This window comes from Chlorogloeopsis sp. ULAP01, assembly GCF_030381805.1.
Classification (GTDB): domain Bacteria; phylum Cyanobacteriota; class Cyanobacteriia; order Cyanobacteriales; family Nostocaceae; genus Chlorogloeopsis.
Genome location: NZ_JAUDRH010000013.1, coordinates 153,983 through 171,226 on the forward strand (window position 1 = coordinate 153,983; position 17,244 = coordinate 171,226).

General features: G+C 43.3%; 9 protein-coding genes. 2 read left to right on the top strand and 7 right to left on the bottom strand.

Annotation, left to right across the window (positions count from 1 at the left end; translation table 11 throughout):
* Positions 1-26: 26 nt before the first annotated feature.
* The 7 genes from QUB80_RS24280 to QUB80_RS24310 form a co-directional block, all read right to left on the bottom strand.
* On the bottom strand, positions 27-767 hold the full coding sequence (locus QUB80_RS24280; RefSeq protein WP_289792044.1) for a hypothetical protein: 741 nt from the start codon (positions 765-767) through the stop codon (positions 27-29).
* A gap of 219 nt (positions 768-986) precedes the next feature.
* The gene (locus tag QUB80_RS24285) at positions 987-1,358 is read right to left on the bottom strand and encodes a response regulator (protein WP_289792045.1); all 372 of its coding nucleotides are present in this window, start codon (positions 1,356-1,358) and stop codon (positions 987-989) included.
* A 1-nt stretch (position 1,359) separates the two neighbouring features.
* Positions 1,360-6,537 (bottom strand): PAS domain S-box protein, encoded by a 5,178-nt coding sequence (locus QUB80_RS24290; protein ID WP_289792046.1) that lies wholly within the window; start codon positions 6,535-6,537, stop codon positions 1,360-1,362.
* Complete coding sequence (locus tag QUB80_RS24295) at positions 6,534-8,963, bottom strand: response regulator (RefSeq protein ID WP_289792047.1); 2,430 nt, start codon at positions 8,961-8,963, stop codon at positions 6,534-6,536. The genes QUB80_RS24290 and QUB80_RS24295 overlap by 4 nt, the downstream gene beginning before the upstream one ends.
* A gap of 269 nt (positions 8,964-9,232) precedes the next feature.
* The gene (locus QUB80_RS24300) at positions 9,233-9,406 is read right to left on the bottom strand and encodes a hypothetical protein (RefSeq protein WP_289792048.1); all 174 of its coding nucleotides are present in this window, start codon (positions 9,404-9,406) and stop codon (positions 9,233-9,235) included.
* Between the two features lie 32 nt (positions 9,407-9,438).
* A complete protein-coding gene (locus tag QUB80_RS24305) occupies positions 9,439-10,272 on the bottom strand; it encodes a GerMN domain-containing protein (protein WP_289792049.1) in 834 nt (277 codons plus the stop codon).
* 261 nt (positions 10,273-10,533) lie between these two features.
* Positions 10,534-11,208 carry an Hsp20/alpha crystallin family protein gene (locus QUB80_RS24310; protein WP_289792050.1) on the bottom strand — a complete coding sequence of 225 codons (675 nt, stop codon included), beginning with the start codon at positions 11,206-11,208 and terminating at the stop codon, positions 10,534-10,536.
* 252 nt (positions 11,209-11,460) lie between these two features.
* Here QUB80_RS24310 and QUB80_RS24315 point away from each other — a divergent pair, with 252 nt between their 5' ends.
* A complete protein-coding gene (locus QUB80_RS24315; RefSeq protein WP_289792051.1) occupies positions 11,461-11,727 on the top strand; it encodes a helix-turn-helix domain-containing protein in 267 nt (88 codons plus the stop codon).
* Positions 11,724-17,171, top strand: coding sequence for a PAS domain-containing protein (locus tag QUB80_RS24320; protein WP_289792052.1), 5,448 nt, complete (start codon positions 11,724-11,726; stop codon positions 17,169-17,171). Before QUB80_RS24315 ends, QUB80_RS24320 begins: the two co-directional genes overlap by 4 nt.
* Positions 17,172-17,244: the final 73 nt, after the last annotated feature.

Consider the following 17,244-nt stretch of genomic DNA (forward strand, 5'->3'; position numbering starts at 1 on the left):
AAGTATAAATCAAGTATCAATATAAACTAACTTTTTAGTAATTCAAATGAATTTAAAAAAGCATTCACAGCCCGTGTCGGTGCATTTGCCTTGGGATATTGAACTCCCAAAGCATAAATTCGTCCTTCAATCAGGTATGTACGCAGAGCGATCGCCTGATTGTTGTTTTCAAATAGGAAGTCACGACCATTATATTGAGATGACTTCACAGGATTTTCCTGCTTGAGGCTAAACTGATTTGCAGATGTGATCTTCTCCTTGATAGCGTTAAAGATGAGTTCTGGGGAATTACGTTGTGCTTTTGTGAGGTTAGGAGCATATGCTGCCAGATAACGCCCTTGATTAGAACTAGAAGACAAAGTACGAAAGCTCAGTTTATCAGCTTGAGTGTTCAGAGTCAGTGTTTCGTGACTGATAACCCCTGGCGGCATCCAGAAAGAGCAGTTCCCTTCGCGAAAAACGACTAGTTGCCAACTCTTACCACTTGGATCGATGCTGATAGCTGGATTAGAAGGGCGGTTGAATTGCAGGCGATTCTCAGATCGCAGTCTTCCTTCTTCAAAAAAGCTGGCAAAGTCACTTTGTTGAGCAATGATTAACATTGCTGGATTCGGGATATCTGTTTTCATCTGGCGCATCTCAACATTGAGTTCCGTTAAGATGTTCAATGCTGAGAGCGCCGCCTGGTTAGCCAATATTGTTGTCAAAACAGTAGTCACACTGAACAAGACGACTATTGTATTGTGCGGAAGCTGAGAATGTTTCACAAGTAATTACAGAGTATAAGGTTGGGGTTTATCGCCTTCAAAAATCAGGCGTTGCTGAATTCTAGTATGAATCTAGATGCCTATCTGACAGTTGGATTGCGATGGATGTCATCGTTCTAATATTTCCATGAGAATCTGCTGGATCTATAAATGAACAGATAGCTCAAAGAAATAAGGGATTAATAAGAAAAAAATAAGAGCTTTATATGTATATCCAACTCACCAGCCTAGAATCTCTGCTACCCGACTCCATACTGTCATGGGATCAAATGGTTTTGTAATCACACCCGCAACTCCCATTTGTTCAAAGCGTTGGCGATCGCTGGGTAGTACTTTTGCTGTTAGCAGTACCACAGGTATTGACTTTGTCGCGGTATCAGCCTGAAGCTGTTCAAAAAACTGAAACCCGTCCATATCGGGCATCGACACATCTAAAAGAATCGCATCTAGGCTTTCAGTTTTAACTTTGAGCAATCCTTCTTGCCCCGATTCAGCCATGATTGCTTGCCAGCCAGCAATCTTTTCTAGGGAAATTTGAACAACTCTGCGGATATCTTTTTCGTCATCTACAACAAGAATACGTTTACTCATCCTATTTTCTAATAATTGGCAATGTGAAATAAAATGTGCTTCCTTCTCCCACAATGCTTTCTACCCAAATGTTTCCACCATGTTGTTGGACAATGGTTTTGCAGATAGCTAATCCTAGTCCCGTTCCTCCTTTGGAACGCGAATCGGAGACATCCACCTGCTGGAAACGTTCAAAAATAGTTTCGAGCTTATCTGAGGGAATACCACGTCCTTTGTCTTTGACGGAAAATAGAAGTACAGGAGATGGAGAGGGTGGAGAAGTCACAGACTCAGAGAAAATCATCTCACTGTTTTCCTTCGAGTTTGCCAGTTCTGTTACTTTGTCGGCAAGTCTTTGTTTGTCTTGTGTGTCTACCTGATCACCACCGCTTTTGAGCGGAGTAATTTCATTTGTTCCCTCCTCAGAATCCAAAGTTCTCTGTTCCACCCTTAACCAAACAGTATTACCAGCAGACGAGAATTTAATGGCATTGCTTAACAAATTGATCAAGGTTTGCACGATCGCATCAGGAGCTAACCAGATTTGGATATTGGGAAATTGTACAGCAAGTGTGATGTCGGCGTCATCGGCTATTGTCTGTACTGATTCTGTTGCCTGCCTCACCAAAGTAGCAACTTCGCATACTTCCATTACAAGTTTGACTTTACCCGACTCCAGCCGTTCCAAATCGAGGATATCGTTGACAAGACGCACTAGGCGATCGCTATTGTTAAGGGCAATTTGCAACAGTTCTTTGGCTTGCTCAGGTTCATGATCTAAAACGCCCATTTCTAAAATTCCTAGAGAGCCGCGAATTGCCGTTAAGGGAGTACGGAGTTCGTGAGAGACGATGGAGATGAACTCATCTTTCATGCGATTAACTTTGTAGCGATCGCTAACGTCTTGAATTTGGGCAATAAAATAAAGCGGTTGCCTTTGTTGATCTCTCACAAGGGAGATTTTTAAAAGAACCTGGATGATTCTGCCTGATGAGTGTATATACCGTTTTTCTGCTTGATAGACACGAATTTCACCTGCTAAGATTTGTCGTCGGCTTTCGAGATCTGGTTCGAGATCCTCAGGATGAGTGATATCACCAAAAGAGAGTGCGAGCATTTCTTCTTCGTTGTATCCAACAATTTCGCACAGGGAGGCGTTGACTTTGAGGAACTGTCCGCTCAGTGACACTAATGCCATACCGATTGGTGCATTGTCAAATGCTTTGCGGAATCGTTCTTCGCTACGACGCAATGCTTCCTCTGCTTGTCGGCGCTCACTCAGCTCAATTTGTAACTGATTGTAAAAGTTAGCTTGCTGAATTGCGATCGCCAGTTGATCTGTGACTGCAATTGTCAAATCCACTTCAAACTGTTGCCAAGCAGAAGGCGGATCTTTAACTAATGTCAGGCTTCCCCAGATTTGCTGTTCAACTTTGAGGGGAACTATCAAACAGGCTCCTTGATATTTTAAACAAGCTCCTTGATATGTTTGGGCAATTTCATCTTCTGAAATTGGAGCATCAATAAAAAGTTGTACAATCTCAAACTGCTTGAGTTTTGTTGCTATAGGGTTAGTTGTGTCAGGAATTTCTAACCCGATAGTATTTCCTAAGCTTGAATCTTGGACATAATCTGCTACACTCAGCCAAACACCGCGCCCTGGTAGATACTGCATAATATTTACTCGCATCACTTGTAAAAGCCAACCCATCTCCGAGACTGTAGTTGCAAAAATCGTGTCCAAATCTAGAGAATTGCGAATTGCTTGTACTAGCCGATTAAGCGTTTGTTCTCGTTGAGCTTGCTGGCGAGTCTGCTGATATAGCTGACTTTGCTGTATTGCAATTGCCAATTGATTACTAATTTGTTGCAAAAATTCTGCTTCTGATTGTTGCCACTGACGATGTTGAGAGCAGGCATGAACAATCAAAAGTCCCCAAATTTTAGTTGATGAGTTTTCTGTTGTTTGCACAATAGGCGCAACTATTTTAGATTTAACTCCAATTTCTCGCATAAATTCTACAAGACAGGAGCTAAAGTCTTCTGCAAACACATCATTAACAACGCGAGGTTGCCCTTGGCAATAATACTCATAGCATTCTTCAGGAAAACAATTATCAGCCAAAAGCATTGACTCAGTAACTGGGTATTCTGGAAGTACAGCCTCTTGAATTACTTGCCCTGAACCATCTTCACAGAGGCGGAAAATCAATGCCCGATCAGACTGGAGTGTTTGCAGCACTTCATTCACTGTTGTGCCTAAAATTTGTTCGAGATCGAGTGATTGACGGATGCGTTGAGTAATTCCTCTGAGTAAATGTTCGCGTTCAGCTTGTAGTCGTACTGCTTCTTCAGCTTTTTTGCGCTCTGTGAGATCGCGAATTACCACCAAAACTTCATCGGCATCGAGCGGCGTTACTCGTACTTCTTGCCAGAGAGAATTTCCTTGAACGACAAATGGAAACTCATAAATTTGAATTTCTCCTGTTTGCAGGGCATTTTCTATGGCAGCCATTCTTTGTTGTGCTACTTGAGGAGAAAGAATGACTCTCACATTTTGCCCTACTACTAGGGGTGAGGCAGAGCTGAGAAATGCAGTTGTTGGCTTGACATCTAAATAAGTTCCATCCCGATGCATCCGAATAATCAAATCGGGTAGCGCATTGACGATCGCTCGATTCAGGGCTTCGCTTTGGCGTAGGGCTTCTTCTGTCCATTTGCGATCGCTAATATCTATTGATGTACCAATTAGCTTAATAACTCGTCCTTGAGCATCACATAAAGGCTCACCTCGATAATCCAGGTAGCGAATTGAACCATCTGGGCGCACGATTCGTAAATCTAGAATAAAGGGAATTCCCTGAGCGATCGTCTGTTCAAAAAATTGGTTAAGAATTTCTCGATCCTCAGGGTAAACTCTTTGCAACAGTTCGGTATAACTTGGTTCGCCTTGAGTTGAATCGAATCCCCAATGATAGAATGTTTCTTCTGACCAAGTAATATTTTGGTTTTCTAGATCAAATTCCCAACTGCCTACTTGGGCAACACGTTGAGCCATTGTCAAGCGAGTTTCGCTTTGGCGTAAAAATTCTTCAATCCGCTTGCGATCGCTAATATCAAAAGTAATTCCTAATATTTGTTGAATTTCGCCTTGTTCATCCAGTAAAGGTACGTATTTGACAATAAATGTGGCAGGCTTTTGCTTCGGCAACCTAACGGTAAACTCTCCGGTTTGCAATTTTTTTGTCGAAATTGTTTTTTGCAAAATCGGCAGATAATGTGCAGTCAACTCAGGTGCGAACAAATCTTCGTCTCGATAACCAATAAAGCGATCAAGTGTCCATCCTGTTCGTTCTCGCGCTTTTTCATTGACGTACAAATAACGGCGATCGCGATCGTAAATTACAAACACATCGGGGGCTTGATTGAGCGCCAATCGGAATCTTTCTTCGCTCTGGCGCAAGGCTGCGGTTTTTTCGTCAACCCAGCGTTTTAGTTCTCGTTCGTAGTCTGAGCGCAGTTTTTCAGCTTGACGTCGTTCTGTAATATCCTGGAAGGCATTGATAGCATAAGCTACATTGCCACTATCATCGAAGACAGGAATGGTGTGTACTTCTAGCGGTATTCTTCTGCCATTGACGACAATTTCAATATCATCGATCAATGCGGTTTCTCCCTGCAATCCTCGTGTCGCTGGTAATTGCTCGGCAGGGTAAAGTTGGTTGGTTCCTGCCACGTAAATCTGATAAACTTCAGGATGTTGAGCTAGCCGGATGTCAGACACTAAGCCACGTCCGAGAATTTCTTCACCAACTTTATTAATCAGAATCGGATTTTCTTGGGCATCAAAAACGCTAATTCCAATGGGAACATTGCTCAAAAGGGTTGCAAATTTGTGCTCGCTGGCTTTTAGTGCTTGAAACGAACTATCAAGCTGATTTGACATCAGCCGGAAAGCTTGAGCTAATTGAGCAACCTCACCAACTCCATCTGTGGCGATCGGATGATCCAAATCCCCCCTAGTAATAGCTTGGGCTGCATTTTGCAAACGACGAATTGGGCGAGCAATCCAGCAAGCTGTGACAATTCCTGTACCAATTGCTAATACTAAAGTAAATCCAGACAAAAACAGTATTCTTTGGTTGTTACTATCAATGTCTATCATCAAATCGGACTCTGGCAATACTGTTACGATTAGCCAATCTAGATCAAATCGATCCCGAAAAGGGTTGACTTGGAGAAATAATCGTTCACCTTGGATCTCAAACTGAAGTTGTTTTGGTGCTTCTATCTTGGTTAAGTCACCAAAATAGGAAAGCAAATGTTGGGCTGTAGAACGAATTAGTGGCTCTTGACTTTCACTTGCTTTGAGTCGTCTGGTTTGTTTGTTATTGGCACTTATAAAAAAAGGAAGTTCGGAGGTTGAAGAAGCTACAATCAGTCCAGACCGCTCTAAAATCAAAACCTCTCCTTGCGTGAAAAGATTTAGACTACTTAGGAATTTATTTATTTTTGTCAACTTTATATCAGTTGATAAAACACCTTGGAGTCGATTTGCTTGATCGTAGAGAGGATAGCTAGCGGCAATCCCTAAACCCTCAGAAGCAGGAATATAGCCATAAATAGGAGTCCATATCGGCTTACCTGCTTTTACCGCATTTTGATAGAATGGTCGCTGACTAGGATCATAATTTTGTTGATAAACAAGTTGTTTTGTGCGATTGCCTTTGCGATCAACTCCGTAGACATAAAGAGTTCCTTTGGCAAAATTGTCTGTGAATGCAACCGAAAGCCCGCGTTTATCATTGCCAGCAGAAACTTGTCCGCCCTGTGAATTGCTAAAACGAATCCTATTTACCGAATCAAACGTTTGAATTTGCTGTAAAAAATGGCGTTCTAAACTTGTGGGATTATTGATATCTAGTTGATTTAAACCGATAGCATTAGCGTTAAGACGATTAATGAGTTGAGGAGTTTCTAAATAATCACTCAAATAGTGCTGTACGCGATCGCCAACTTCTTTCATTACCTGGTTTGCCACTTTTTGTGTGGAGCGCTGCCAAGCTGCATAGCAAAGATAGCCAATGACTCCGACAGTTGCTAAAAGTTGCAATACAAATGGCACTACGATTAGTACGCATAGCGGAATTTTGGCAAAATATTCTTGCAGGCGTTGAAATGAATTTGACGATTCGGTCATGATGGATACAAGCAGTAAGTATTGCCTCCTCTTGATTTGGCAGCATACAGTGCTTGAGTGGCGATCGCAATTGCATTTTGGAGAGATTTTTCTTGTGTTGGTATGGTACTGGTGACACCTAAACTCACAGCAAACTGACGAGTTGGATTTGATGAATTGTGAGGAATCTGTAGATTAGCAACTCTATGTTGAATCTGCTCTACAATCTGTAATGCAGCGTTGGGGCTAGAATTTGGTAAAACAATGGCAAATTTATCCCCCCCATATCGAGCTACGAGATCGCTATTGGGGTTAATGCATTCTTTGACTGCGTTGGCAATTTGCTGCAAGCAAAAATTTCCTGCTTGAAAACCGTGACTATCGTTATAGGATGTAAAGTTATCTACATCGCATAAAATCAGGGAAAGAGGGGCTTGCTCGCGGCTCAGACGTTGCCACACCTGAGCGAGAAATTCATAAAAATATTGTCCAGAGGCAACCTTTGTGAGTGAATCTGTGTTTACCTCACTCTGCAATGTCTGAGGTTCATCTTGGGGAAGTTTTAGCTGTTGTTGGTGTGAGCGCGAATTGCCTCCAGCAAAGCTACGTGATCGCTCAATCCGATTAATCACGCGAGTGACTAAGTCGGAACCGACAATTGGTTTGCAAAGAAAATCATCAGCGCCTGCTGCCAATGCTTGCTGTATTGAATCTATATCGGTGTGAGCAGTTACAACCACAATCGGTAAATCTGCGTAGGCAGAATCTTGTCGCACGACACGACATAGGTCTATACCATCAAATGTCGGCATCTTCAAGTCTAACAGCAATACATCCGGATCTGTAAATTTTAGTATGTGCCAAAACATCTCTGGATGAGGAACAGTTGTGACTTGCAGCCCACAGGGTTGCAACAGAGCAGTGAGTGTTTTTAGCACTATTGGATCGTCGTCAACAACCATCACCTTGGCATCAGAAATTGTATTTTGCGCCAGAATTTTCGTGATCGTCTTAAATAAATCTTCTGCTATTGTTGGTTTGAGAAGATAACGAACATTCCGAAAGCGAGCAAGAGTAACTCGCTCATCTAAACGATCTTGCTTGGCAAGTACTAGTACTGGTGTTGCTGGGAACTGCGACTTCAGATTTTGGAGCACAGACAGTTCATTTTCTTGCATAGAAGTACTGTGAAGACTCAACACAATGACGCTTGGAGGCTGTTGTACTTCCCAATGCCAATCATTTACTTGCCGAGAAGCAACATCGACTCGAAACCCTCGATTTTTTGCTTCTTGTCGTAATGCTTCTAGGAAGGAATTGTCATCATCTATAACTAACACCAATGGAGTAGAACCAGTTTGTGGAGTATTAGTATTTGAAGTTGAATAAGTTGGTGGCTTGGCAATTTCTTGCTTTAGTTCCTCCAACAAGTAACTAAATTGGGTATGAAGCTGCTCTCCATGAAGCGTTTCTTCCACAAACAAATGTTCAAGCGATCGCGCCAATTCCGATCCCCTGATATATCCAAATGTTCCTAATCCACCTGCCAATCGATGTGCTTCTTCTACGACTTGTTCTCGTTCCGAGGAATCGAGATGATTTAGTTGGAGCAATGTCTTAGCTCTGTCCAAAACTTCAAGCCGTTTCTCCAAGGAAGCTTGAAAATCTTGGAGTGCTTCATCAAATAGAACCAAACCTTCTTGTCTAAGGTAATTTTCTTGTTGCTGTGTCCAATCTACCTTTTCTTCGTTCTGTTTTTTGTCTCCTAGTGGTGGAACTCTTAACCGATATCCCAATCTATACACCGTTTCAATCACATCCTCCATAATGCCCGCCGATTTTAACCTGCGTCGCAAATCTTTAATCAAGTTAGTCACAGCAGCATCAGTGGGTGATTCATCAATTGACCACAGATGATCGATAATGGCACTACGGCTAAAAATGCGTTGAGGATGGCGTAAAAATAGCTCTAGTAAACTATATTCTTTAGGGCTAAGAGTAATGATTTGTTGCTGATAAGTTACTTGAATCAAACCTGGATCGAGACACAATGCTCCCCATTTTAAAACTGGAGATGAGACAGCACTTCCCTGACGGCGCAACAAAGCACGAATTCGTGCTATCAACTGAGAAGGCTCACAAGGCTTTGTCACATAAACGTCCGCACCAGCATCCAGTCCAGTTACAATATCTTCATCTGAGTCTTTCGCTGTCAGGATCAAGATTGGAGTCTGACATCCCTGACGGCGTAAATGACGGCATAGGCTGAGTCCATCTATCTTAGGAACCATGAGGTCAAGTAAGATGGCACCATACTCTCCTTGATTAGCTAACTCCAAGCCCAACTGACCGTCTGCTGCGGTATCTACAGTATACCGATAGGCAGTCAGCGCATTGGCAAGAAATTGAGCTACAGATGGATCATCTTCAATTAATAAGATTTTCATGAAGGAATAACCTTCACCCAAGTGAACTCCTAGTAATGGTAATATCCAGGGTTTCAAGAAATCTGGATCAGAGTCAATAATAGTTTTTTTGGGAATTACATCATCTTATATTCTTATCTACCCGTAACAATATTTTTTAATCATCCTTTGGATAGATTTATATTGATAAACTTATAAATTGTCATTAGTCATTTGTAATAGCAAAGACTAAGGACAAATGACTAATGACGTTCATAACGAAAGATATAAAACGCCCAGCGTACATTATTTCAGTCTTTTTTCTTAGCAGATTCTCCCTCAAATGGTTGTACTCCTGTTTCAGGGTAATTGTCATCTGGAGGGCTAAAAATTCTCATGGCGGCGCTAGAGACATAACTAATGACTTTCTGAGGAAGCTCTAATATTGCTTGTAAGATTCCATGTTGCTTTGGATTGTGAGTCATACAAATTTCTCCTGATTTTTATAGTTGAAATTTTATGCTTGAATGGCAAAATCTTGAGCAAACTGCTGTCGCGTCAGAGGTTCTGTTAATATTATTCCTTCACCACCCAAAGGATTCTCCTCATCTAGGAGTCGCCCTTCTACGAGAAGATATACTTTGGCTTCAGGCTCGATACTAGTGGCGGTATAAAGTACCTGCGCCACCCTACCGATCATGGAAGTACTGCCTCCTCCTTGAGTAAACTCTTTTGAAAGGTTCACATAAATTCCTGTTTTGGTAACTTGCAAATCAAGTAATCGAGTACCAGCAGGAATTGTAGTAGTCAAGTTAGAAGTTTTAGAACTGGTAAAAAGATTGTCAAATGCGGTTTTAAGGGCAACTTCTGAGGAATCTTCTGGCTTAAGGGCAACCTCTTGTGGTACTAAACGAATTTGCTCATCTGTCGCTTGCAGCCAGTAAGTTTGTGCTTGTAGTTGTGTAACTTGCTGGTTAATTTTTGGCGTTGATGTCGTTAATGGCGTAGGAATTACTGTTGGTGGTACCGTTGCAACAGGTGGTTTTTGGGTTTGGTGAGGAATTACTGTTGGTGGTACCGTCATCACAGATGGTTTTCGGGTTTGGTAAGGAATTGCAGTTGGTGGTACCGTTACAATAGCTGGTTGTTGTGTTTGGTAAGGAATTACTGTTGGTGGTACCGTTGCTACTGGAGGTTTTTCTACTCTTGAAGGAATAGGTGTTTGCTTTAGTGATTTAGGTGTTGTAGTTTGCCATACCCACCACGCACCTCCTCCCACAGCAGCTAGCAGGAGTAGTGCAAAACCAACAATAGCCTCTTGATGAATTAAATGAATATGTTGGGTTTTCATAACTATCTCCCGCTAATTAATAAACTTGAAAATTTTTCCAGAAATATCTATGCTTTTTCTGATAATTTGCTCTCTAATAAAGATTTTTAAGTGAGCATAAGTAGGTAGGGAAGAATCAAAGCAACGTGCATTCAGGAATGTAAAATAGCTGGAAATACGGGCGGGTTTTAACAACAAATTCTCTAAAATAACGAAATATCTAAATAAACCTGCCCCAATGACTAATGACGACCATTACTAGTTATCTCTATTTGTACTAGCCTATTTATCAGGTGTACTTACTTCAGTTGCTGCACGAGTGTGCATTGTATCTTGCAAGTGTTGTTTGTAGTGGCGTTCTTCAGCCAAGGATTCTCTAGCTTCTTCTTTAATACTATTACTAGTTTGTTTTGCTAATTCTTCTAATGTGCGAGCGTGCATTGTATCTTGCAAGTGTTCTTGGTGTTGCCGCTCTTTAGTCATTGCTTGACGCGCTGCTTGTTGCGTAGTGAGATCGAGTTTTACTACGTTGCGTTTGGCTGCCTCAACTTTGGGAAGGGTAAGTGTGAGAACACCATTCTTAAATTCTGCTTTGACGCGATCGCTTTGTATTGCTACGGGCAAAGGTACTACTCGCTGAAACTGCCCATAGCGAAATTCAGAGCGAATAAACCCTTTGTCTGGTTCGCGTTTTTCTCTTTGGTATTCTCCAGCAATTAACACTGCATCTGTGCTAACTTCTACATCTAAATCTTTAGCTTCAATACCTGGAATTTCGGCTTTGAGGATAATGTCTGTGTCGGTTTGTTTGAGTTCAATTGCCGGAACCCAAGCCAAATTTGATGTTGGCAACAAGCTTGTTGTACGCTCACCATGTATCCACTCATCAAACAGACTATTCATTTGTTGCCGTAGAGCATTAATTTCTCTTAAAGGTTGCCAATGAATTAAAGACATATCCTTTTCCTTTGTTACACTTTATAAAACTTTGCTTTTGTGCCAGTAAATTAACAGGGATCAACCTTTGTAAATTCTGGCTCTATCTTCAAGTTAGGAAAATAATTTGAGGAACTTGTGAGGATAGAAGGGGACAAGGAATAGGGACACGCTGAGATGGAGACACGTTACTGTCTATCTTTGGATAGATAGACATCGCATTACATCAGTTGAAAATTGATAAATATAAAGCTCTTTATACCTCTTGTTGCAATGGCTTTGAAGGTAAAGCGGCTCAGTCCAGAACAACCGTCAATCGGCAAACTAGTTCGAGAACTACGGCAAGCAATGAACTTATCTCAGGAAAAGTTTGCCCAGGAATTAGGAATGACTTTCCCCACGATTAATCGCTGGGAGAATGGACACGCTACACCTTCTCCTCTAGCACTGAAGCAAATTGACATTTTGCTAAGACAGTTAGGTGATCGCGGCGAGGCATTGCGAACAAAATATTTTCCAGAAGGCAAGTCAAAATCATGAGTGCAACGCAACCACAGGCGATCGCAGCAGAAATTTTTGTTGGCGACAGTGAGATGGCGCTACTGATGCGCTTGCACGATTGGACACAGACGCCCCTCGGCTCTGTTGAGCATTGGCCACAGAGTTTGAAAATAGCAGTCAATATCTGCTTGAACTCGCGTTTTCCAATGGTGATTTGGTGGGGTGAAGAGTTGACCCTACTGTATAATGATGCATGGCGACCGATTTTGGGCAACAAACATCCGCAAGCACTAGGCAAACCAGGACAGGAAGTTTGGTCAGAAATTTGGGACATTGTTGGTACGCAGCTGCGTGGTGTCCTAGCGACTGGCAAAGCAACTTGGTCAGATGATCTATTATTATTAGTTAATCGGTACGGATATACCGAAGAAGCCTATTTCACCTATTCTTACAGCCCTATTTATTTAGAAACAACAGAAGTGGGAGGAGCTTTCACAGCAGTTGCTGAGACAACCCAGCGAGTCGTAGGAGAACGTCGATTAGCCACATTACGTAATTTAGCGGCTCAAACTGGGCAATCCAAAACGGTTGGGCAAGCCTGTCAAAAGGCGATACAGACTCTTTCAGAAAACTCATCAGATATTCCTGTTGCCCTGCTTTATTTGTTAAATTCTGAGCAAACCCAGGCAAATTTACAAGCCCAAACTCCTCAAATTCAGGCTTTGATTGCCCCGGCAGAGCTGGATCTGAACCAACCCAATGATTTATTTACACAAGCACTTGCTTGGGTAATACAAAACAATCAACCCCTTATTTTAGATAATTTAGCGCAATCTTGGGGAGAATTTCCAGTCGGTTCTTTACAAATTCCCCTTGAGCAGGCGATCGCCATGCCAATTCGAGCTTCAACCCAAGACTCAATGGTGGGGGTGCTGGTGCTGGGGGTGAATCCCTATCGGGCGTTAGATGACGATCAAAATCAATTTTTGGAGATGACAACGGGGCATATTGCCAACGCGATCGCCAGCGCCCGCGCCTACGAAGAAGAGCGCAAACGGGCTGAGGCTCTAGCAGAAATTGATCGCGCTAAAACCATATTTTTTAGCAATGTCTCTCACGAATTCCGCACACCACTAACGCTCATGCTAGGGCCTTTAGAGGAAATACTGGCAAAACAGAGCTTAATTCCACCCGAACAACATCAACAAATTGAACTCATCCATCGCAACTCATTACGGTTATTAAAACTGGTTAACAACCTGCTCGACTTCTCACGTATCGAAGCCGGGCGAATCCAAGCGGTATATGAACTAACAGATTTAGCCGCATATACAAATGACTTAGCCAGTATGTTTGAGTCGGCAATCAAGCAAGCAGGCTTACAGTTTATTATCAACTGCGAACCACTATCGGCAGAGATTTATGTTGATCGCCAGATGTGGGAAAAAATTGTTCTCAATCTCCTCTCAAATGCGTTTAAATTTACCTTTTCAGGCGAGATTGCTGTCACTCTTCGGCAAGTGCATAACCAGGTTGAATTGACTGTACGCGATACTGGCATTGGCATTCCAACCGCAGAATTGCCTCGTTTGTTTGAAAGGTTTCACCGGGTTGAAGGGGCAAGAGGAAGAGCCCAAGAAGGTTCTGGGATTGGTTTGGCACTCGTGCAGGAGCTAGTACGGCTACATGGAGGACAAGTACAGGTTCAAAGCATTGAGGGAGAAGGCACAACATTCACCATCATCATCCCAACTGGGATAACTCATTTGCCCCCAGATCGAATTCAAGCAACACGAAACCTGGCTTCGACTGCCTTAGGTGCAGCTCCTTACGTGGAAGAAGCTTTGCGTTGGCTACCGGAAGAGGACACGGGGAGGTGGGGACACGGGGAGGTGGGGAAAGAGGACATGGGGGATAATTTTGATAATTTCTCCGCGTCTGGGCATCTGGTTATCTCCGCGTCTTCAGAAGCGTTTCCCCATCACCCTGTTACCCCATCACCCCTTCCAGCCAGAATCTTGCTTGTCGATGACAACAACGATATGCGCAACTATGTAAAACGGTTGTTGCTCAGCCAGGGGTATGAGGTAGAAACTGCCGCAGATGGCATGGCAGCGTTAGCTATGATTGAGCAACACATCCCCGATCTCGTCCTCACGGATGTGATGATGCCCCAATTAGATGGCTTCGGGCTATTGCGGGAGTTGCGAACAACCTCAACTACGAGAGAAATTCCTATTATTATGTTGTCTGCTCGCGCTGGAGAAGAAGCTCGCGTTGAGGGGTTAGAGGCAGGAGCCGACGACTATTTAATCAAGCCATTTTCTGCCCGTGAATTGTTAGCGCGAGTTGAGGCAATCTTGAAACTGGCGCAACTGCGACGCGAAGCTAGTCAACGGGAGCAGGCACTACGACGAGAAGCAGAAGCCGCCAAGCAAACCGTTGAAACCATTTTGTCAAGCATTAATGACGGGTTTTACGTCCTCGATCGCAACTGGTGTTACACTTACGTCAACGCTCGCTATTGTGAAATGGTAGGAATGCCGCGATCGGCGCTGCTGGGGCAAAGCATTTGGAAGCTTTTTCCTGATGCAGTTGATACCGATGCTTACGTGCAATTTCACAGGGCAATAACTGAGCAAACGCCAATTCAGTTCGATTATCTTTACGTCCCTTGGCATTGTTGGCACGATCATCGAATTTATCCTTCGCACGATGGACTGACGGTTTTTCTGGCTGATATTACCGAACGCAAACAAATTGAGTCAGCACTACACCAACGAGAAGCGCAGTTTCGTCAGCTAGCTGATGCAATACCGCAGCTGATTTGGATCTCAAACGCGAATGGCGAAGCCGAATATGTGAGTCAGCAATGGATAGAATATACCGGACTAACACTCGAACAGACTAGAGACGGAAACGAGATTCAACAGGTTATCCATCCCGACGACATAGAGTTGACGTTTGCAACTTGGAAAAAATGTCTTACATCTGGAACTTTGTATCAAACTGAATTTCGTCTCAGACGTTCTTCTGACAAAGCTTATCGTTGGTTCTTAAGTCGGGCGATTCCCATTCGTGACGAGCAAGGGCAGATTGTGCAGTGGTTCGGCACAAACACCGATATCGATGATCGCAAGCAAACAGAAGAGGCATTGCAGAAAAGCGAAGAACGTTATCGAGTTCTGACGGAACTATCGCCGCAAATCGTGTTTATGAGTCGAGCAGATGGCTACCTCACTTATTACAATCAAAGGGGACTAGAATTTATTGGTCGATCACTCGAAGAGTTGCAAGGAGATGGTTGGGCTGAGTATATTCATCCAGATCATCGCGATCGCATCTACAAAATTTGGCAAACTGCAACTAGAGAAGTTTCTGACTACGACATTGAAATTCCATTCCGCCGCGCTGACGGCGTTTATCGCTGGCTCTACACCCGTGCGCTGCCTGTAAGTGATGAAAGCGGCAAGATTGCTTATTGGCTCGGTGTTGCCCTCGATATTACTGATCGCAAACAAGCAGAGGCAGAACGAGAACAACTGCTGCAACGCGAACAAGTTTTACGCTCCCTAGCAGAAGTTGCAGAATCTAAACTGCAAGAGATTTTAGCAAGTATTCGCGAAGATTTTGTTTTGTTTGATCGCGATTGGCGAATTGTCTATCTCAATGCTCAAGCTGCCGAAACAATGAGAATGCCCCACGAAGAGATTTTAGGCAAGAGTATGTGGGATATGTTTCCCGATTTGGTTGGGACTGATTTTTACGATCACTTGCATCAAGTCATGCGCGATCAAATCCCGACTCAGTTTGAGTATTACTATCCCACTTGGGATCGCTGGTTTGAAAACCGAGTATATCCAACCCCAGATGGCATTGTGAATCTTTGCATTGACATTACTGTTGCCAAGCGCTTTGAGGAGAGTCGCAAACGCACCGAAGAAGAACTGCGGCAAAAGAATGCCATTTTGAACGTGATTAATGAGTCAGCACCCACACCGATTTTTGTCAAGGATCGACAAGGACGTATTATTTACGCCAATCCCGCGACACTGGAAGTACTCGGTAAGACTGCTGAGGAGGTGATTGGCTATCGAGATTGCGATCTGTATCCTAACTCTGAAGACGCAGCCAGAGTGATGGAAAATGATCGACGGATTATGGAATCTGGACACACGGAAGTGGTTGAGGAATCACCTGATGGTGTGCGGACATTTTTGGGTATGAAAGCGCCCTACCGGAACGAGGCTGGGGAAGTGATTGGGTTGATTGGAATTTCCAACGATATTAGCGAGCGAGTACAACTTGAACGCGATCGCGAACGGGTTTTGCAACAAGAACAAGCCGCACGAGAAGCAGCAGAGCAAGCAAACCGGATTAAAGATGAATTCTTAGCAGTATTATCCCACGAGTTGCGATCGCCCCTCAACCCGATTCTCGGTTGGTCAAGACTATTGCAAACACGCCAATTTGACGCAAAAGGGGCGAAAAGTGCTCTACAAACAATTGAGCGTAATGCCAAACTGCAAGTTCAACTGATTGAAGATTTACTAGATGTGTCTCGAATTTTGCGAGGCAAGATGGCATTAAACGTTTGCCCTGTCAACTTGGTTACCATTGTTGAATCTGCTCTAGAAACCGTACGACTGGCAGCAGAAGCTAAACAGATTCAAATCCGAACTGCTATATCACTCAGGAATACACAGGTTTGTGGAGATGCTGCACGGCTACAACAAATTGTTTGGAATTTGCTCTCCAATGCTGTTAAATTTACCCCTGATGGCGGAGAGGTCGAAATTAGCTTAGAGCAAATTGGTAATTATGCCCAAATTCAGGTTAAGGATACTGGAAAGGGCATTAATCCAGATTTTTTACCCTATGTATTTGACTACTTCCGCCAAGAAGATGGCACCACAACTCGCAAGTTTGGTGGATTAGGCTTAGGTTTAGCGATTGTTCGCCATTTAGCTGAACTGCATGGGGGAACCGTTGCTGCACAGAGCTTGGGAGAAGGACAAGGAGCTACATTTATTGTGAAATTGCCTTTAATGACTAAAGGGGAATCACAACAAGAACATTTAACCACCGAGCAATCTGTTGATTTAAGTCAATTAAGAATTTTAGTGGTTGATGACGACGAGGATATGAGGGAGTTGATACAGGTGATTTTAGAACAGCAAGGAGCGCAAGTAATAGTTGCAGCCACCGCAGCTGAAGTACTGATGGTGTTTGATCACCAACCCCCCGATATCTTCATTAGTGACATTGGGATGCCAGAGATTGACGGCTATATGCTGATGCAGCAAATTCGCAGCAGAGCGCCCGAACAAGGTGGGTTAGTAAACGCGATCGCTCTCACTGCCTATGCTGGAGAATACGATCAAAAACAAGCACTAGCATCTGGATTTCAACAGCATATTCCTAAACCTGTAGAGCCAGATGTATTGGTAAACGCGATCGCCGCTCTGGTAAATCGGAAGTGAAGACAAGTGTGTATCCCAGTTGCTCGTGTAAAGCATGATCAGAAAAACTCTCCGTGTCTGGTGTGTCACTGCG

Excerpts from the sequence above, each read along its gene's own strand:
- QUB80_RS24285 (WP_289792045.1), bottom strand. The coding sequence starts at position 1,358 with ATGAGTAAACGTATTCTTGTTGTAGATGACGAAAAAGATATCCGCAGA.
- QUB80_RS24290 (WP_289792046.1), bottom strand. The coding sequence starts at position 6,537 with ATGACCGAATCGTCAAATTCATTTCAACGCCTGCAAGAATATTTTGCC.
- QUB80_RS24295 (WP_289792047.1), bottom strand. The coding sequence starts at position 8,963 with ATGAAAATCTTATTAATTGAAGATGATCCATCTGTAGCTCAATTTCTT.
- QUB80_RS24300 (WP_289792048.1), bottom strand. The coding sequence starts at position 9,406 with ATGACTCACAATCCAAAGCAACATGGAATCTTACAAGCAATATTAGAG.
- QUB80_RS24305 (WP_289792049.1), bottom strand. The coding sequence starts at position 10,272 with ATGAAAACCCAACATATTCATTTAATTCATCAAGAGGCTATTGTTGGT.
- QUB80_RS24310 (WP_289792050.1), bottom strand. The coding sequence starts at position 11,208 with ATGTCTTTAATTCATTGGCAACCTTTAAGAGAAATTAATGCTCTACGG.
- QUB80_RS24315 (WP_289792051.1), top strand. The coding sequence starts at position 11,461 with ATGGCTTTGAAGGTAAAGCGGCTCAGTCCAGAACAACCGTCAATCGGC.
- QUB80_RS24320 (WP_289792052.1), top strand. The coding sequence starts at position 11,724 with ATGAGTGCAACGCAACCACAGGCGATCGCAGCAGAAATTTTTGTTGGC.